Here is an 18,224-nt window from a genome sequence, read left to right as displayed (position 1 = left end):
CCGGTGCGATCGACGCGCCGGCCTCGCGTCTGATTCATGAGTTGTAATCTCGAGGCGCCGTCACCGTGACTGCACGTTCCGCCCCGTCCGCCGCGCTGCTGCGTTCGCTCCGCGCGGTCGCCGGACGCCATGCCCGCATCGCGACGTCTGCAGCCGCGTTCGGCGGCGTGCTGGCGGTGGCGACGGCGCAACTGATCGCGATCGCGGTCGACCGTTTGGTGTTCGGCCATGCGGCGCTGCCGGCGATCATGCCGCTGCTGGCTCTGCTCGCCGGCGTCGCATTGCTCCGTGCCGTGGCGGCGTTGCTGGCCGAGCGGGCCGCGTTCGAGGCCGCCGCCAAGGTGAGGCGGCATCTGTTTCGGCGGGCGCTGGAACGGGTGTCGGCGCTCGGCCCGGTGCGGCTCGGCGCGCATCCGCCGGGCGAACTGGTGGCGCTGCTGACCGACTCGCTCGACGCGGTGGCGCCGCTGTGGCGGGCGTGGCAGCCGGCGATCGTGCGCGCCGCGGTGGTCCCGGTTGCGGTGCTGGCGGTGGTGACGTGGCCCGATCCTTTGGCGGCGGGCATTCTGCTCGTCGCGCTGCCGCTCTTGGTGTGGTTCTCGATCCTGGCCGGGCAGGGCGCCGAGCGGGCGAGCGGCGAGCGCTGGGCCGGGCTCGCCCGGCTCGGCGGCCATCTGCTCGATCAGATCCGCGGCCTGCCCGAACGCAAGCTCGCAGGCACCGCCGACAATGCGGTCGCCGCGGTGAAGGCCGCTGCCGAGCGCTACGGCCGCGAGACCATGGCGGTGCTACGCATCGCGTTCCTGTCGGCGCTGGTGGTCGAGTTCGTCGCGACCGCGGCGATCGCCGGCGTGGCGATCGCTGTCGGCTTCCGGCTGCTGTGGGGCGAGATCGATTTCGCCACCGGCCTGTTCGTGCTGCTGCTGGCGCCGGAATTCTTTGCGCCGCTGCGCGATATCGGCGCGCGCCGCCACGCCAAGCTGGAAGCGCTCACAGCGCTCGACAAGCTGGCGCCGCTGCTCGACGGGCCGCCCGCCGCCGGCCGGTCTTATGTCGTAGCGGCGCCGCCGGCGATCCGGTTCGACGACGTGCGCGTCGTCCATGCCGACGGCCGAGTCGCGCTCGACGGGTTCAGCCTCGACATCGCCGCCGGCGAACACGTCGCGCTGGTCGGGCTGTCCGGCGCCGGCAAGAGCACGGTGCTGGCATTGCTGCTGCGGTTCATCGAGCCGAGCAGCGGCCGGGTGCTGATCGACGGCGAGCCGCTGTCCGAGATCGATCCGGCGTCGTGGCGGCGGGCGCTGGTGGCGATGGCGCAGACGCCGCAGTTCTTCGAGGGCTCGATCGCCGACAACGTGGTGATGGGCCGTGCGGCCACGCCGGACGATGCGGCGCTGCGCGAGGCGCTGTGCGCCGCCGACGCCGCCACGTGGGTCGACCGGTTGCCGGACGGCGCCGCGACCCTGCTGGCGGAGCGCGGCGCCAATCTGTCCGGCGGCGAGGCGCAGCGGCTGGCGCTGGCGCGCGCGATCTACGCCGCGGGGCCGCTGCTGTTGTTCGACGAGCCGACCGCGCATCTCGACGCCGAGGCGCAGCGCGTGGTGATGCAGGGGCTGGCGCGGCTGCGCGAAGGACGCACCGTGCTGACGATCGCGCACCGGCGCGAGACCATCGCGGCCGCCGACCGTGTCGTGGTGATCGAGCGCGGCCGCGTCGCCGCGCAGGGTACGCCCGCGCAGATCCTTGAAGGCGCGCGCGACCGATCCGACGCGGAGCGATCCGATGCGTGACCTGATCCGTCTGGTCCGGCTGTGGCGCGGCTCGCTGCCGCTGCTGTTCGGCGCGCTGGCGATTTCGCTGCTCACCACCTTCGCCAATCTGGCGCTGATGGCGACGGCCGGCTGGTTCGTCACCGCGATGGCGGTCGCCGGCGCCGCCGGTGTGACCATGAACTACTTCACGCCGTCGGCGATCATCCGGTTCGCCGCGATCCTCCGCACCGGCGGTCGCTGGCTCGACCGCGTCGTCAGCCACGAGGCGACCTTCGCGCTGCTGGCGTCGACCCGCGTCGCGCTGTTCGCGCGGCTGGCCGAGATCGCGCCCGGCGGTCTCGCCGATCTGCGCTCGGGCGAGGTGGCGGCGCGGCTGAAGCTCGATATCGACCGGCTGGAGATCGTGTTCTTGCGGCTGGTCGCGCCGGCGGTGGTCGCGATCGTGGTGGGTGGCGTCGTGGTCGGAGCGGTCGCCTGGCTCGGCCAGAGCGCGCTGGCGTGGGGGCTAGCGGCGATCCTGGTGGCCGGCGGGCTGATCGGCCCGACGCTGGTGGTGCGCGCCACGCGCAACGCCGCCGATCGCGACGCGGTGCTGGCCGCGACGCTGCGCCGCCGCACCACCGAACATCTCGACGGGCTGGCGACGCTGCTGGTCACCGGTGACGATCGCCGCCGCAGCGACGCGCTGGATGAACTGCTGGCGCGGCGGATCGCGGCCGAGCGGACGATCGCAACGCGCAGTTCGCTCGGCGCGATCGGCCTCGGCGCCGCGTCCGACATCGCGGTGATCGCCGTGCTCGGCGTGGGTAGCTCGGCGCTCGGCAGCGCGGCGATCAGCGGTCCCGACCTCACCTTGATCCTGCTGCTGGTGCTGGCGTCGTTCGAAGCGTTCGCGCCGCTCCCGGTCGCGGCGGCGGGGCTGGGCGCGACCCTGGTGTCGCTGCGGCGGCTGTTCGCGCTGTGGGACCGCGCGCCGCTGGTCGACGAGCCGGCGCAGCCGGTGCCGCTGCCGCAAGCGTACGATCTGGTCGCGGAGAAGGTGTCGCTGACCTATCCGGGACGCACCACGCCTGCGCTGCGCACCATCGATATCGTCCTGCCGCAGGGCGACGAGCGGCGGCTCGATGGCCCGAGCGGCAGCGGCAAGTCGACGCTGATCGATCTGCTGGTACGGGTTCGCGATCCCGATGCCGGCGAGATCCGCCTCGGCGGCGTGCCGATCCGCCGGCTGGCGCTGGCCGATCTGCGGTCGGTGATCGCGCTGGTGCCGCAGCAGCCGCACATCTTCGCCGCGACCATCGCCGACAATCTGCGCAGCTTCGCGCCGCAGGCGAGCGATGCGGAGTTGTGGGCGGCGCTCGACGGCGCCGGGCTGAAGCAGGCGGTGGCGCGGATGCCCGAGCAGCTTCAGACCTATGTCGGCGAGGGCGGCGCCAGATTGTCGGGTGGCGAGGTGCGGCGGCTGGCAATCGCGCGCGGCCTGCTGCGCACCGAGGCCCGCATCCTGATCTTCGACGAGCCGACCGAAGGCCTCGACAACGCGACTGCAGCGGAGGTGATGCAGGGCGTGGAACGGCTGCGCGGCGCGCGCAGCCTGCTGCTGGTGTCGCATCGGCCGGTACCGGCCGCGAACGTAGGCGCGCCATCGGCGGAGTTATCAGCTCCGTCGCACCAGGTTCAGCGCACCACCACCTTGGCGCCTTTCGGCACGCGAGAGTAGAGGTCGATGACGTCCTGGTTCAGCATCCGGATGCAGCCGGACGACACCGCCTTGCCGATCGTCCACGGCTCGGTGGTGCCGTGAATCCGGAACAGCGTGTCCTTGCCGTTCTTGTACAGATACAGCGCCCGCGGCCCGAGCGGATTGGTCTCGCCGCCCTCCATGCCCTTGGCCCATTTGCCGTAGCGTTCCGGCTCGCGCGCGATCATGTTGCGCGTCGGCGTCCAGTGCGGCCACTCGGCCTTGCGGCCGACCTCCGCGGTGCCGGTGAATTCGAGTCCGGCTTTGCCGACCCCGACGCCGTAGCGCAACGCCTTACCGCCTTCGAGCACCAGATAGAGAAAGCGCTTGCGCGGATCGACCACCACCGTCCCCGGCGGCTCGGCGCTGCGGTAGTCGACCAGTTGCCGGACGTAAGCGGGGTTCAGGTCTTCGGGCTCGACGGCGGCGATCGGATGCTGATCGCTGTCGATCGCCGCGTAGCGTGCGGCGATCGCAGGGGCCACCGTCGCGGCGCTGGCGGTCGGCGTCTCGAGGTCGGCGGTGGAATTGGTGACGCAGCCGCCGAGCGCCAGCGCGGCGACCGCGACAATTAGAAACGAGCGGATCGGCATCGGATGCTGCTGGGACCGGCTCACTTCGCGCTCTGCCGTCCGCGTGCCTGCGCCACCACCTTCCTGAACGCATCGGCATCGAGCGCGGCGGCGACCTTGTACGGCCCGACCAGATACACCGGCGTGCCCTGCAAGCCCATCGCTTCGGCCTGCGACAGCGTCCGCCGCAGCAGCGCGGTGATGGCCTCGCCGTGGCCGTTCAGGTCGCTCTGCAGCCGCGCCATGTCGACGCCCGCAGCCTCGACCGCGGCGCGCATCTGCTCCTTGCTGATGCCGCGGCCGGGGATCGCCATCATCGCATCGTGAGCGGCCTGGTACTTGTTCTGGTACTTGGCGCCGAGCGCGATCTGCGCGCCGTATACCGACGCTTCGGTCAGGATCGGCCAGTCCTTGTAGACCAGGCGGATCTTGCCGTCGCTGCGCACCACCTTTTCGAGATCCGGCTCGGCCTTTTTACAGAACGGGCAATTGTAGTCGAAATAGCTGACGATGGTGACGTCGCCCTTGGGATTGCCGGCTTCGGGAGCGTCCGGGTCGTGCAGGATGGCATCGACGTCGACGCCTTCGGCCCAGGCCTGTGGCGCACCGAACGATCTGATCAGCGGCACGGCGGCGATCGCGCCGAGGATCATCAGGGCTTGTCTGCGGTTCATGGTGTTTCTCCAGTGTGGCGGTGATCAGGACCGCGCGTCGAGGCGCTTCAGGGTCCGGGTGAAGGCGTCGGCGGAGACCTCGCCGACGACGCGGGCGGCGGAGACTTCGTCGCCGTCGCGGGCGTCGAGAAACACCACGGTCGGCGGTCCGACGACGTCGAAACGCTGCATCAGCGCCGCGGTCTCGGCAGTGGTGGCGGTGACGTCGGCGCGAATGACGGTGAGGCCGGCGAGGCGCCGCTGCACCTCGGGCTTGGCGAAGACTTCGCGCTCCATGGTCTTGCAGGCGGTGCACCAGTCGGCCGAGAAGTCGATCATGATCGGCGTGCCGCGGTCGCGCCCCTCGGCGATCGCCGCATCCAGTGCGGCGAGCGAGGTCACTGTCCGTGCGTCGTGCAGAGGCTGCGCGGTGTGGCTGCTACTACCGAACACTGCGAGCGGCCGCAGCGGATCGTCGGCTCCAGCGGCCGCCCCCACGATCAGGGCGGCGCCGTACACGAACAGCGCCAGCCCGGCGGCCTTGCCGAGCCGCGGTATCGCCCCGCCGGGCCGGCCGATCCGGTCGAACGCGCCGAAGAACACCGCGGTCCCGATCGCCAGCACCGCCCACAGCAGCAAGCTGACCGAAGCTGGCAGGATGCGCGCGAGCAGCGCCGTCGCGATCGCCAGAAACACCACCCCGAACAGCTTGTGCACGGTCACCAGCCACGGGCCGGAGCGCGGCAGGACGCCGCCGCCGAACGTCCCGACCAGCATCAGCGGAAACCCCATGCCGAGCCCGAGCGCGAACAGCGCCGCGGCGCCGCGCGCGGTGTCGCCGGTCTGCGCGACGTAGAGCAGTGCGGCCGCCAGCGGCGGCGTCACGCACGGGCCGACGATCAGCGCCGAGGCGAAGCCGAGCGCCGCGGCCCCGAGCAGCGGGCCGGCGCGACCGCTGATCCGGCCGGTCAGCGCATCGCCGAACCGGGCGGGAAGCTGCAGTTCGAACAGGCCGAAACTCGACAGCGCCAGCGCGACATACACCGCCGCCATCGCGGCCAGCGCGGCCGGGGTCTGCAGCACCGCCTGCAGGTTCTGCCCGGACCAGGCCGCGGCGACGCCGAGCGCCGCATAGGCCGAGGCCATCCCCAGCGTGTAGATCAGCGCCAGCGTGAAGCCGCGGACCGGGGTGATGTCGCGCCCGGCCCGGGTGAGCATGCCGGCGACGATCGGCACCATCGGCAGCACGCAGGGCGTCAGCGCCAGCAGCAGGCCGAAGCCGGCAAAGGCGAGCAGCAGCGGCAGCCAGTCCTGCGTCATCGACGGCAGCACCGATGCGGCGGCGGTGTCGAACTCTGGCGGCGCTGCGGCGTTGCGCGGCTCGGCGCCGGGCTGCGCCGGCGGCTCGGGCCATGGGATCTGCGGCCGGGTGTCGGCGTTGCCGGCGATCGTCACCGTGGCGCTGGCGAGGTCGACGGTCGCGGTCACCGGCGGATAGCAGATGCCGCGCTCGGCGCAGCCCTGGTAGCCGACGCTGAGCCGGGTCGCGCCGTTCAGCACCGCCGCCGGGATCGCCGCTTCGACGCTGCGGTGATACACCTCGGTGATGCCGAAGTTGGGATCGTCCTTGGTCTCACCTTGCGGCAGTGCCGGAGTCAGCCGGGCGCCGTCCGGCGTTCGCACCACGATCTTGTCGCGGTACAGGTAGTCGCCGGGCGCAATCGTCCAGCGCAGGGTCACGCCGTCGGAGGCCGGCTGGACCGCGAGCCGGAACGACGGTTCCTTGGACGCTGCGGTCGCGGATTGCGCTGCGGACAGGGTCGCCGCTGCGACAGCCAGCAGGACGACGATGCGTAACAGACGATTGGCCATGGTTCCCCGGTCGTTGGCACGAACCGGCGGCAGTCTGGCCGCCCAGCTTAAGCCAGCCTTAAGCCTGGCGTCGCAAGCCGTGACGAGGAGGTGATCGGCCGATGCGGATTCTGGTGGTCGAGGACGATGCGATGATCGCGGACGGCATCCGTGCCGGGCTGTCGCTCGCCGGCGCCAGCATCGACTGCGTCGGCGGTTGCGAAGATGCGCGGGCGGCGCTGGCGGCGAACGAATTCTCGGCCGTGGTGCTCGACATCATGCTGCCGGACGGCAGCGGCGTCGATCTGCTGCGCGCCATCCGCGCCGCCGGCGACACGACGCCGGTGCTGCTGCTGACCGCGCTCGACGAGACGCCCGATCGGATCGCCGGGCTCGACGCCGGTGCCGACGATTATCTCGGCAAGCCGTTCGATCTCGACGAACTGTCGGCGCGGCTGCGCGCGATCATCCGCCGCCGCGACGGCCGCGCCGCCACCTGCCTCGAACACGGGCCGATCCGGCTGTACCCGGCGGAAGGCCATGCGACGCTGGACGGCGTATCGGTGGCGCTGTCGCGCCGCGAATTCGCCGTGCTGCACGCGCTGATGGAGCGCCCCGGCGTGGTGCGCTCGCGCGCCGAACTCGAGGAGCGGCTGTACGGCTGGGGCGACGAGGTCGACAGCAACGCGATCGAGGTGCACATCCACAACCTGCGCAGCAAGCTCGGCCGCAGCGCGATCGAGACGATGCGCGGCCTCGGCTATCGAATGGCGCCGCGATGATCGGCTCGCTGCGGCTGCGGCTGTTCGTCGTCCTGCTCGGCGCCACCGGAGCGGTGTGGATCGCGGCGGTGGGCTGGATCTACACGTCGAGCCAGCGCGAGCTGGAGCACGTGCTCGATACCCGTCTGCAGGAAGCCGCGCGGATGGTTGTGTCGCTGGTCGGCAGCATGGAGGGCCGGCTGCCGGAGACGCTGCCGAACTTGCAGCCGCCGGTCACCGGCGGCAACTACGAACGCCAACTCTCCTGCCAGGTGTGGTCGCTGCAGGGAACGATGATCGCGCGGTCGAGCGGTGCGCCGGAGCAGCGGCTCAGCGATCAGCCGAGCGGGTTCTCCGAGCGTCTGATCGACGGCGAGACCTGGCGGATCTACGCGATCGAAGACGAGGGCAGGGGCTTCCGGGTACTGGTCGGCGACCGGCTCGGCCTGCGCGACCGGCTGGTCGCCGATCTGATCAAGGGGCTGCTGTGGCCGGCGCTGCTGATCGCGCCGCTGCTCGGCGTGCTGATCTGGGTCAGCGTCGGCCGCGGCCTGCGGCCGTTGCAGGCGATCGCCTCGGATCTGGTCGGCCGCGGCGCCGACGACATGCGGCCGGTCGACGCCAGCCGCGCCCCTTCTGAAGTGAAGCCGCTGACCGAGGCGCTGAACGCGCTGTTCGACAAGGTGTCGCTGGCGCGGCGGCACGAGCGGGAGATCACCGCCTTCGCGGCGCACGAACTGCGCAGTCCGCTCACCGCGCTGAAGACCCAGGCGCAGGTCGCGCTCGCCGCCAACGATCCGGCGGTGTCGCGCGCGGCGCTGCAGCAGATCCTGCTCGCAGTCGATCGTGCCACGCGGCTGGTGCGGCAACTGCTGACGCTGGCGCGGCTCGACGCCCACGCCGAGATCGACGACCGCGGCCGTGTCGCGATGCGCGCGCTGATCGAGGACGTGGTCCGCGCCACGCCGCGCGCCGACGGCATCGTGGTGACGGTCGACGAGGCGCTCGGTGACGCGGTGTGGAGCGGCAATCGTGAATGCCTCGAACTCGCGATCCGCAATCTGCACGAGAACGCCGTGCAGTACATGCCCGGCGGCGGCGAAGTCCGCTGGCGCCTGGACGACACGCCGCGCGCGATCATTGTCGAGGACACCGGCCCCGGGGTGCCCGCGGACGAGCTCGACAAGATCGGCCAGCGCTTCTTCCGCGGCCGCAACAAATCGGCGATCGGCAGCGGCCTCGGCCTCGCCATCGCGTCACTGGCGCTGGCGCGCAGCGGAGCCGAGATCAGCTTCGGCAACCGGCCGTCAGGCAGCGGCTTTCAGGTGCGGATCGCGATCGGCGAGCGGCCGCTCAGATCGGCACCCTGACGAACAGCGCGGTGCCTTTGCCGACCTCGGATTCCAGTTCGACGGTGCCGTTCACCGACGCCAGCCGTTCGCGCATGCCGACCAGGCCGAGCCGGCGCGAGGACTGCTGCTCGGGCGTGGCCGAGATGCCGCAGCCGTCGTCCTCGACGATGCAGATCACTTCCGAACCACGAAACTCGAGAATGATGCCGACGCGGCTGGCGTCGGCATGACGCACGACGTTGGTGATCCCTTCCTGCACGATCCGGTACAGCGCGACTTCCACCTCCGCTGACAGCCGGCGTTCGCCGATGCCGAGGTGCAGATCGAAGCGGAGGCTGCAGTGCGGCTCCCAACTGGCGGCGAGCTGGGCGATGGCGTCTTCGAGCCCGAGCGTGTCGAGCGCGGTGGGACGGACCTCCCACGCGATCCGGTGCAGGCGGGTGCCGATGTCGGTGGCGATCTGCTTCAACGACGCGGTCTTGGCAGCCAATTCGGCCCCGCTCGGCGCGTCGCGGCCGAGCGCGTCCAGGCCGAACTGCATCAGCGTGACGAGCTGCCCGAGATCGTCGTGAAGTTCGCGGGCGATGCGTTGCCGCTCGGCCTCCTGATCGCTCATGGTCTGCCGCAGCACTTTCAGCACGTCGGCTTCGGCTGCGGCGCGCCGGCCGCTCTCCACCGCCAGCTTGTTGGCGGTCATCTGGCATTCGGCGAGGCGCTGGTCGAGCTTGGCGAGGGTCTTGGCGTGACGCGTCGCGTAGCGCATCGACCGCTCCAGCAGGACGGCGTCGATCTCGCCCTTGACCAGATAGTCGTTGGCGCCGGCGTCGGTGGCGGCCGCGTCGACCATCGGGTTGCCGTGGCCGGTGAGGACGATGATAGGCTTGCTGTTGCCTCGGCTCCGGGCGTGCCGGATCAGATCCAGCCCGCTGTGATGACCGAGCCTGAAATCGACCAGATAGAGATCGTACTCGTCGCGGTCCAGCGCGGCGATCGCTTCGGAAAAGCTCGATACCCAATCCAGCGACACCCGCGCCGCCGGAATCTTATGCAGCATCCGCTGCATCGTCAGATGTTCGATTTCCGCGTCGTCGATCAGCAGGATGCGGGACGGAATCGGGTTCAAGATCGCACCACCTCCGGAGTCGGCAGCGACGCGATCTCCATCCAGAACCGCCACAGCGCGCGAATGGCCTCGACATAGTCGTGCACATTTGCGGGCTTCACCAGGTAGGCGTTGAAGCCGATCGAATACGCCTCGTTGATGTGCTTCTCGCTCTCCGAGGTCGACAGTGCGATCACCGGCAGATGCCGGAACGCCTCGTCCTGGCGCAACAGCCGGATCACCTTGCGGCCGTCCAGGCGCGGCATGTTGAGGTCGAGCAGGATGATGGCGGGAGCAGGCGCGGATGCGGGCTCGGTGAAACGGCCGCGGCGGTGGATGTAGTCGAGCACCTGTTCGCCGTCGCTGACGAAGCGAAGGTCGGCGGAGATCGCGGCGCGCGCGAACACTTCCGTCAGGATCACCTTGTCGTAGTCGTGATCCTCCGCGACCAGAACGGTTCGCTTGGCGGTGTCGCGATGCATTTAGCTCTCCTGCTCGCCGAGGCGGGGCAGGGGCAGCGTGAAGCTGAACACCGACCCCTCGCCCGCGACGCTGGTCGCCGCGATCTTTCCGCCGTGGCGGTGGACGATCTTGCGACAGATCGCCAGGCCGATGCCGGTGCCTTCGTACTCGCCCGGGCCGTGAAGCCGCTGGAACGGTTCGAAGATCTGTTCGCTGTACTCGTTGTCGAAGCCGATGCCGTTGTCGGCGATCGAGATCAGTGTCATTCCGTTGTTCTCTTCGCCCGGCGCTTCGCCGGCGTTGCTCGGCTCGACCCGCGCGCTGACCTTGATGTGCGGGAGCCTGCTGCTGTCACGATACTTCAAGGCGTTGCTGATCAGATTCTGGAGGAGCTGGCGGATCTGGCTCCTGTCGCACAGCACCATCGGCAGCCGGTCCACCGCGATGTCGGCGCGCGCGTCCTGCAGCATCGGCTTCAGGTCGGACAGCACGTCGGTCAGAATCTCGTTGAGGTCGGTCGGCTGCAGCGGCACCGCCTGGCGGCCGACGCGGGAATATTCGGCCAGATCGTTGATCAGCGCCCGCAGCCGCCGCGACGACGCCTCGATGCCGTTGACCATCACGCCGAGCCGGGCCCGGGCCTCCGGCAGCAGCAGATCGCTGAGCAGCCCGGCGAACGCTTCGATGTGGCGGAGCGGCTCCTTGAGGTCGTGCGCGGCGACGTAGGCGAACGATTCCAGCTCGTCGTTGCTGCGCGACAGATCGCGATTGGCGTTCTCCAGTTCCTCGGCGCGGCCGAGGATGACGTCCACCACCAGATCGCGGATTTCCTCCGCGGCGGCGATCTCGTGACTGCGCCACGGCTGCGACTTGCCCTGGACTTCCTCGCGCCAGGCCTCGAACGACGCCCGGGTCTGCAGGCGCAGTCCGCGCGGACCGATCTGCACCGGCTTGTGCGGATCGCCGCCCCAGGTGACGGTCTGCGCCACCTCGGGCCGAAACCACAGCATCAGGGTGGTCGACGCACGGCCGAGCGGAACGGCGAGCAGGCCGCTGGCCCGATCGGCGTAGGAGGCGGCCGGCGGGTAGTGCGCGGGCAATTGCTCGGTCTGGAAAATGCCCCTCGGCTCGCGGCGGGCCAGCCACGCCGCCAGCGCCAGGATGTCGTCGCGGTCGGGTGTCGAGCCGAACGCCGCCACGCCGTCGAAGCCGCACAGCGCAAAACCGGTGGCGTCCATCAGGGCGAGCATCTGGTCGGCGACCTTGCTCAAGCCTGCGGGCAGCCCCTGTTCGTCGGCCAGTTCGTGCAGCAGCCGGTTCTGAATGGCGCGCACCCGCACGCTGTGCCGGACGACTTCGGCCTCTTCGAGCACGCTGATCTGCCACGTCAGCACCTGGGCGATCAGTTCGCACGCCTGCCTGATCTCGTACGACACGAAATGCGGCCGGGTGTTGTGGCAGGAGATCATGCCCCACAGCCGGCCGTCGCGAACGATCGAAATCGACATCGCGCCGTGCATGCCCATGTTGACCATGTATTCGAGATGGGTGGGCGATACGCTTCGCAGCACCGAGAAACTCAGGTCGATCGGGCCGCCGGCCAGCGGGTTGTGATCGGGCACCAGCGGCGTCGGCCGGTAGCGAATGTTCGGGATGATGCGGGTAGGGTTGACGGTGTACAGCGCGCGCGACTGTGCCGGGATGTCCGACGACGGAAAGTGGAAATCGAGCAGCGAGGGAACGCCGGCGGCGCGGTCCTCGGCGATCACCTGGCCGCTCCAGTCCGCGGCGAATCTGTAGATCTTGACGCGTTCGAACCCGGTGATGCGGCGGACCTCGGTGGCGGCGATCCGGCATGCCATCGTCAGATCGGTCGCGGTCTGAAGCCGGCGGATGGCGCTGCGGACGCTGCGGAAGAACTCGGTGGATTGTTGCAGCTCGGTGCGCGGCTCCAGCTCGAGGAAGGTCAGCGCATCGTGGCGGTGGACGATGCCGTTGAAGGTGCGCTCGCCCGCGGGGGTGACGACGTCGATCCGGATCGGATTGGTGGCGGCCAGATCCGGAGCGGAAAGGACATCGGCCAGTCGCGCCGCGCTCGCGGTGGACAGATAGCCGGGCAGGGAGCTGTCCACCACCAGGTCGGCGGGACGACCGAGCAGTTCTTCGACATTGGCACTGACGGAAATCAGCCGGTGATCGGAGCCGGCGAGCGCGAACAAATAGCCGTGCGGCTGAATCGAGCCCGGAATATGAATCGGCTCGCGGTCGCACTCGGTTAGATCGACGGCCATGCGGCCGCTCGGATCGGCGATCGAGGCGTCGCCTGCGGACGACATGCCGGAGCTTCTGGAATCTGACTTCGACGTCATGCCGGATGTCCTTCCGAAGAGGCCGGAAGCGGCAGCGTGAACCAGAAGGTCGATCCTTTGCCGATTTCGGTATCCACACCGACCTGGCCGCCGTGGCGCTGGACGATCTTGCGGCAGATCGCGAGGCCGATGCCGCTTCCTTCGTATTCGTCGGGGCCGTGCAGCCGCTGGAACGGTTCGAACACCTGCTCGGCGTATCGTCTCTCGAAGCCGATTCCATTGTCCGCAATGCAGATCCGCACCGCGCCACCCTTGCGGGGTTCGCCGCGCAGACCGTCGTCTTCGGCCGGCTCGGCGTAGATCCGGATGCGGCAAGGCCGCGCTGAATCCCGATACTTCAGCGCGTTCGACAGCAGATTCTGCAGCACCTGGCGCATCTGGCTTCGATCGCAGCGCGCGAACGGCAGCTTGTCGACCTGAATGTCCGCATCGGCTTCCATGATCCGCGGATGCAGGTCGGCCACGACCTCGGCGGTGATCTCCTGCAATGAGGTCCAGGCCAGCGGCTTGGATTGCCGACCGAGCTGTGAAAATTCGGCGAGATCGTTGATGAGATTGCGCAGGCGCCGCGACGATTTCTCGATCCCGCCGACCATCGTTCCCAGCCGCCGGTCGTGCATCTCGGCGACGTTCTCCGCCAGCAGTCCGGCGAACGCCTCGATGTGACGGAGCGGCTCCTTGATGTCGTGCGATGCCACGTGGGCGAAGGATTCCAGCTCCTCATTGCTGCGCGCGAGCTGGCTGTTGACGCGTTCGAGCTTTTCGGTGTTGCGCAGGATCACATCGATGATCAGGTCGCGGATTTCGACCGCCGCGGCGATCTCGTGCGCCTCCCAGGGAATCGCCCGGCCGTGCGTCAGCTCCGTCCACGCCGCGAACGAGGTGCGCGGGCGCAGCCGGTCGCCCTCGGCGCTGATCGACTTGTCGGGATTGCCGGCCCAGTGCACGTTCTGTGCGACTTCCGGACGAAACCAGATCATCACGCGGCGCGGCGGGGTGCGCGACAGCGGCACGGCGAGAACCCCGCTGGCGACGTCGGCGAACGGCTCCGCTTCGGGAAGGATCTTCGACAGCCGGTCGGTCTGAAACAATTCGGGGCCACCGGACTGGCCGGCCAGTTGAACGAGCCGGTCGATCAGGTCGGCCGGCGGCGTGGTGCCGATGCTGATCATCCCCTCCCGGCTGTGAAGGCACAGGCCGGAGGCGCCCATCAGCTCGAGCAGCGCCTCGCTGTTGCGCGCGAGCCCGGCACGATGATCGTGTAGCTGCTCGATGTCGCCGATCAAGCTGCGCTGAATCGCCTGACCCTTGAGGGTCTGCCGCGTCACCACCTGGTCCTGCATCACGCCGATCTGCCAGGCCAACACCTGCGCCACCAGCTCGCAGGCCTGTCTGGTGTCGAGGTCGAGATATTTCGGCTCGCGGTTGTGGCAGGCGATCAGGCCCCACAGCCGCTCGCCGCGCAGAATCGAGATCGACATCGTGCCGCGCATCCCGATATTGCGCATGTATTCGAGATGCACCGGCGAGACGCTGCGCAGCGTGGCGAACGACAGGTCGATCGCCGTCCCGGTGAGCGGATTGATGGCGGGGACCACCGGGACCGGCCGGTAGTCGATATCCGGGATGATCCGCACGGGGTTGATGCTGTACAGCCGGCGCGCCTGGGCCGGGATGTCGGACGCCGGGAAATGCAGTCCGAGATAGGATTCGACGTCGGCGCAGCGGCTTTCGGCGATCACCTGGCCGCTGAAGTCGGGCGCGAAGCGGTAGATCATCACCCGGTCGAAGCCGGTGATTTCGCGGACCTCCTGGCTGGCCGCCGCGCAGGCGGCCTCCAGGGTGGGCGCTCCCTGCAACCGCCGGATCGCGCCATGAGTGCGCCGGAAGAACGCCTGGGTCTCGGCGATCGCGCCCTGCGGAGGTTCGAGCTCGACGAACACCAGATTGTCGTGCCGGTGCCACGATCCGAGATAGGGCGGGGCCTCCCGGCTCAGGAAGCCGACTGGAAAGGGCGTTCCGATCGATACGCCCGGCTCGGCGGCGGCGTTCAGGCGCGCCTCGGTCGCGGCGTCGAGCAACTCCCCCGAGCTGCGTCCGATCAGCTCGACGTGGTCCAGTCCGGTCCAATCGGCGAAATTCGCGCTGACCGCCACGACCTTCATGTCGGGGGTCAGGGCCAGCAGCGCACCGTGCGGCTGGATTGCCCCGGGAATATGGATCGGTTCGCTGTCACATCCCGTCAGGTCCAGTTCGGAGGCGGTCGATCGGTCGGCCATCTGTCAATCGTCTCAATTGCGATGTGCCGTGGACGCGAGACAGCCGAACTCGAAACCCGAGTCCGCGATGCTTCGCGCTGGACGGATCAAAAATGCTCGCCCCAACCCCTGGAACCGGGTTTGCGCTAGATCAAGTCCCGGCAAAGAAACCGCTGTGCCGCTGCCGATCTGCGATCCGCGCCGAGGTGCGAGCGTGCGCGGAATCGCGCGTCGGGGCGGCATTTGGCTACCAGGCTCGGCTGCGAAACCTAGAGATCGGCGCTTTCGAGCCAACCCATTCCGAGCGCGAAGCGGATCAGTTCGACCCGGTTGCTGAAGCCCAACTTGTCCATCGCACGCGCCTTGTAGGTCTCCACGCTCTTCGGGCCGACCTGCAGCCTGGCGGAGATCACCTTGTTGCTGTGGCCGACCGAAGCCAGCCGCAAGACTTCGAGCTCGCGCGAACTGAGATGCGAGATCGCGCCGCCGTTGACGTCCGGCGTCGCCGCCGGAGCGACGCGGCCCACCGCCTGACCGGCGATCGCCGGGTCGAGGTACAGACCGCCCTTGGCGACCGCGTGAATGCCCCGGATCAGTTCGTCGGTCGCCGAGCGCTTCAGGATGTAGCCGGCGACGCCGAGCTTCAGCAGCCGGCGCAGATTGGCACCGTCCTCCTGCACCGAGATCACCAGCACCCGGGCTTTCGGCCGCGCCGCCAGATATTTCTGGATGACCTCCATGCCGTACAGGCCGGGCATCGACAGGTCGAAAATCGCGAGGTCGGGTTGAAGCTCGAGAGCGCGGCGCAACGCGGTGGGGCCGTCGCCAGCCTCGCCGACGATCTCGAAACCCGGCTCCGCCGCGATCAGCATCTTCATCCCGCTCAACACGACGGGATGGTCGTCGGCGATGAAAATTCGCAGAGCGGACGCGCACGAGCGCCTGAATGTCTTCTGGTCCATCGGTGAGTACCACAGCCGGTGAGACGAGGTCGTGACGGACGACAGGCCGTCCCAGCCATCGCCTCCGACCGAAAAATACACCGGCTGTCGAGGTGCACGGATTGGGACAGATCAAACCGAAGCGTCAGGAAATCCTGACGACGGAATCCGGCCTCCAGCATGATACGGACGGCCTCGTTCTGTCAGCCCAAATTGACGCTTCGCGGCACCGGCGTAGTTTGGCGACGCTTGCTGATCACGGAGTCTTGATGGCGATGTGAACGGCGAGCGCGAAAGCCGAGCGAAGCGTGCGTCCCCACTCGGCGCACCGACGCGAGGCGATCAGATCCATTGCTGACACCGCGAGCTTTCGTTCGGCGTAGCAGTGAAAACATACCTGCGTGCGGGTTCAGCACGAAACTGATCGTTAGTCTCTTAGGAGGTTATCCATGGTAGACGATCCGAACAAGGTCTGGCCGACTGGTCTGACCATCGCGGAATCGGAAGAGCTCCACAAGCACGTGATCGACGGCACCCGCATCTTCGGTGCGATCGCGATCGTCGCTCATTTCCTGGCGTACGTTTACTCGCCCTGGCTGCACTAAGGAGTATCGAACATGAATCAAGGTCGTATCTGGACCGTCGTGAAGCCGACCGTCGGCCTGCCGCTGCTGCTCGGCAGCGTGGTCGTCATGGTCTTCCTCGTCCATTTCGCTGTGCTGACGCACACCACCTGGGTGGCGAAGTTCATGAACGGTAAGTCTGCCGCGATCGAGAGCTCGGTCAAGGCAGTCTGAAACAGTCTCTGACTGTTGCTGCGGTGGCTGGGGTCCGAGGATCCCGGCTACCGTGGTCGCCAGCGGGAAACCGCTTTGCGAAGTGCCGCTCGACACGCCACGAGATCCGCGCCGATAGGGCGCCGACCGCGGTCGTCGATCTGGCCGACGAGTGTCCAGCGGTAGCGCGCAAGAGCGAGGCGACGATGTCGTTGCCAGCGTTGCGTCACATTGATGTCCGTTCGCCAGGCTGTGGTGATCCGCAGCCATCGATATCGCGGACGGACTGCAAGACCTACGAGTTTCTGCCCGATCCACCGGATGCCGACCGGGGCGGGTCCGTCTTATCTGCGCGATGGTACCGACGCGTTCTGGTCGAGAACGCGTCGACCTGATCAGGCTCGCACGACGCCGCATTGCGTCGTGCTGGAAGACTGTCGCACGTGGTCCCCACGCGCGCGAGAAGCGAGGTCGAACACCCATTCTCTCTGCCGGCAGTGTTTTCAGCCATCACTTGCCGGCGGTCCGCGGTAACTCGAAGAACCAGCGAGTCTGCCATCTCGCGCACCTCCCGAGTTGCTTACGGCGCAGGCGGCACTTTCGGGTGCCGCCTGCGGACATTTGGTCCCCCGGTCCCCGCCGAAACCGCCGTTCGCGCAGGCCCTTGCCGGGCCGCGATGGTGCGAGCCGATGATGGCGCGAGCAATGCTGGCGAGAGACAGTCACGGCGATAAGGTCGCGACGGCGCGTTGGGGCGTGGAATCCGATCAGGTGCGGCGTCGCCATAGTGCAGCGATCCGCTCAGCCAGCCTGTCCAGCGCAGACCTGCGCGTCGCAGATCGGCCGGCTTGAATCGCGGGCGGCCCGGCAGCGCCGAGTGTCGAGTCGACATAACTGCCGCCCGCTGCGACGATCTGGATCGCGCTTACCAGATGATCAGTGGCGGAACGTTTCAGGACGAAGCCGGCGACCCCGGACTCGGCCGCGCGCCGCAGCAGAACCTGATCGTCCAGCACGGTGAGGAAGACGACGGCGGAGCGGGGATGTGCCGCCAGAAAACTTCTGGCCACCTCGAATCCGTTCAGTCCGGGCATGCAGATGTCGAGGACCAGGACGTCCGGAGCGGTGGCGACCGCGCCTTGCAGGGCCTCGCTGCCACTGCAGGCTTCGCCGACCAGTTGCAGGCTACGATCGGTCGCGATCACAGCCTTCAATCCGGACAGCACCAGAGGGTGATCGTCTGCGACAAAGACCCGGATCCGCCGGGAAGGTGAGGGATCGCTCGTGTCCGGTGCGATCAAGAGGTCGACGGCGAGTGAAGCGGGTCGTGGGGTCAGGAAGGAGCTCTCGGCCGTCCGACTCTCCAGGAGGACAGAGCGGCGACCTCGAACTCCCTCCTTCACCCAGACAGCTACTTCTTCGCCGGAGCGGCCGGGGCGGCCGGTGCCGGCGCTGCTGCCACGGTCTTGCCGTTCATGAAGGCCGAGACCCAGGAGGTATTCTCGAGCACAGCGAAGTGAACGGCGAAAGCCATGGCGGCAACGCTGCCGAGCAGCAGCGGAAGACCGACGGTCGGGCTGACCACGGTCCAGATGCGACCTTGATTCATCTCAG

16 protein-coding genes are annotated in these 18,224 nt (G+C 68.6%); 6 read left to right on the top strand and 10 right to left on the bottom strand.

The annotated features are described in order from the left end of the window. The first annotated feature begins 65 nt into the window (after window positions 1-65). Together cydD and cydC are read left to right on the top strand one after the other, a co-directional pair. Window positions 66-1,790, top strand: a complete 1,725-nt coding sequence (gene cydD, locus DWA33_RS12405) for a thiol reductant ABC exporter subunit CydD (protein WP_114358397.1) — start codon at window positions 66-68, stop codon at window positions 1,788-1,790. Continuing rightward, complete coding sequence (cydC, locus tag DWA33_RS12400) at window positions 1,783-3,492, top strand: thiol reductant ABC exporter subunit CydC (RefSeq protein ID WP_244601277.1); 1,710 nt, start codon at window positions 1,783-1,785, stop codon at window positions 3,490-3,492. The genes cydD and cydC overlap by 8 nt, the downstream gene beginning before the upstream one ends. Here the strand turns inward: cydC and DWA33_RS12395 are convergent. Genes DWA33_RS12395 through dsbD form a run of 3 tightly spaced genes read right to left on the bottom strand, consistent with a single transcriptional unit; the run spans window position 3,450 to window position 6,610 of the window. Then, window positions 3,450-4,130 (bottom strand): L,D-transpeptidase, encoded by a 681-nt coding sequence (locus DWA33_RS12395; RefSeq protein ID WP_244601276.1) that lies wholly within the window; start codon window positions 4,128-4,130, stop codon window positions 3,450-3,452. The two genes, cydC and DWA33_RS12395, sit on opposite strands and share 43 nt — an antisense overlap. Beyond that, on the bottom strand, window positions 4,127-4,759 hold the full coding sequence (locus tag DWA33_RS12390; RefSeq protein WP_114358395.1) for a DsbA family protein: 633 nt from the start codon (window positions 4,757-4,759) through the stop codon (window positions 4,127-4,129). The genes DWA33_RS12395 and DWA33_RS12390 overlap by 4 nt, the downstream gene beginning before the upstream one ends. A 24-nt stretch (window positions 4,760-4,783) precedes the next feature. Continuing rightward, entirely contained in the window at window positions 4,784-6,610 is a 1,827-nt protein-coding gene (dsbD, locus tag DWA33_RS12385) for a protein-disulfide reductase DsbD (protein ID WP_114358394.1), read from the bottom strand. Window positions 6,611-6,711: 101 nt separating this feature from the next. Between dsbD and DWA33_RS12380 the strand changes: the two genes are divergently transcribed. Both DWA33_RS12380 and DWA33_RS12375 read left to right on the top strand, forming a co-directional pair. Further along, window positions 6,712-7,371: a response regulator gene (locus DWA33_RS12380; protein WP_114358393.1), complete on the top strand. Its 660-nt coding sequence runs from the start codon at window positions 6,712-6,714 to the stop codon at window positions 7,369-7,371. Then, the gene (locus tag DWA33_RS12375; RefSeq protein ID WP_181902407.1) at window positions 7,368-8,720 is read left to right on the top strand and encodes an ATP-binding protein; all 1,353 of its coding nucleotides are present in this window, start codon (window positions 7,368-7,370) and stop codon (window positions 8,718-8,720) included. The genes DWA33_RS12380 and DWA33_RS12375 overlap by 4 nt, the downstream gene beginning before the upstream one ends. Here DWA33_RS12375 and DWA33_RS12370 read toward each other — a convergent pair. The 5 genes from DWA33_RS12370 to DWA33_RS12350 form a co-directional block, all read right to left on the bottom strand. Next, window positions 8,704-9,825: an ATP-binding response regulator gene (locus DWA33_RS12370; RefSeq protein ID WP_114358392.1), complete on the bottom strand. Its 1,122-nt coding sequence runs from the start codon at window positions 9,823-9,825 to the stop codon at window positions 8,704-8,706. The genes DWA33_RS12375 and DWA33_RS12370 overlap by 17 nt on opposite strands. Continuing rightward, window positions 9,822-10,286, bottom strand: coding sequence for a response regulator (locus DWA33_RS12365; protein ID WP_114358391.1), 465 nt, complete (start codon window positions 10,284-10,286; stop codon window positions 9,822-9,824). Before DWA33_RS12365 ends, DWA33_RS12370 begins: the two co-directional genes overlap by 4 nt. Next, window positions 10,287-12,602: an ATP-binding protein gene (locus tag DWA33_RS12360; RefSeq protein ID WP_114358390.1), complete on the bottom strand. Its 2,316-nt coding sequence runs from the start codon at window positions 12,600-12,602 to the stop codon at window positions 10,287-10,289. A gap of 29 nt (window positions 12,603-12,631) precedes the next feature. Beyond that, a complete protein-coding gene (locus DWA33_RS12355; protein ID WP_114358389.1) occupies window positions 12,632-14,914 on the bottom strand; it encodes an ATP-binding protein in 2,283 nt (760 codons plus the stop codon). Between the two features lie 248 nt (window positions 14,915-15,162). Then, window positions 15,163-15,855 (bottom strand): response regulator transcription factor, encoded by a 693-nt coding sequence (locus DWA33_RS12350; protein ID WP_114358454.1) that lies wholly within the window; start codon window positions 15,853-15,855, stop codon window positions 15,163-15,165. A 428-nt stretch (window positions 15,856-16,283) separates the two neighbouring features. On the opposite strand from DWA33_RS12350, the gene pufB reads away from it, so the two are divergent. Next, on the top strand, window positions 16,284-16,439 hold the full coding sequence (pufB, locus tag DWA33_RS12345) for a light-harvesting antenna LH1, beta subunit (protein WP_114358388.1): 156 nt from the start codon (window positions 16,284-16,286) through the stop codon (window positions 16,437-16,439). 12 nt (window positions 16,440-16,451) lie between these two features. Next, window positions 16,452-16,631 carry a light-harvesting protein gene (locus DWA33_RS12340; RefSeq protein WP_114358387.1) on the top strand — a complete coding sequence of 60 codons (180 nt, stop codon included), beginning with the start codon at window positions 16,452-16,454 and terminating at the stop codon, window positions 16,629-16,631. A 746-nt stretch (window positions 16,632-17,377) separates the two neighbouring features. Here the strand turns inward: DWA33_RS12340 and DWA33_RS25215 are convergent. Beyond that, window positions 17,378-17,911 (bottom strand): response regulator, encoded by a 534-nt coding sequence (locus DWA33_RS25215; protein ID WP_208639120.1) that lies wholly within the window; start codon window positions 17,909-17,911, stop codon window positions 17,378-17,380. A 110-nt stretch (window positions 17,912-18,021) separates the two neighbouring features. Then, window positions 18,022-18,219, bottom strand: a complete 198-nt coding sequence (locus DWA33_RS12330; RefSeq protein ID WP_114358385.1) for a light-harvesting protein — start codon at window positions 18,217-18,219, stop codon at window positions 18,022-18,024. Window positions 18,220-18,224: the final 5 nt, after the last annotated feature.

It is taken from the genome of Rhodopseudomonas pentothenatexigens (genome assembly GCF_900218015.1).
Taxonomy (GTDB): Bacteria; Pseudomonadota; Alphaproteobacteria; order Rhizobiales; family Xanthobacteraceae; genus Rhodopseudomonas; species Rhodopseudomonas pentothenatexigens.
This window is presented reverse-complemented; position numbering and strand designations above follow the sequence as displayed.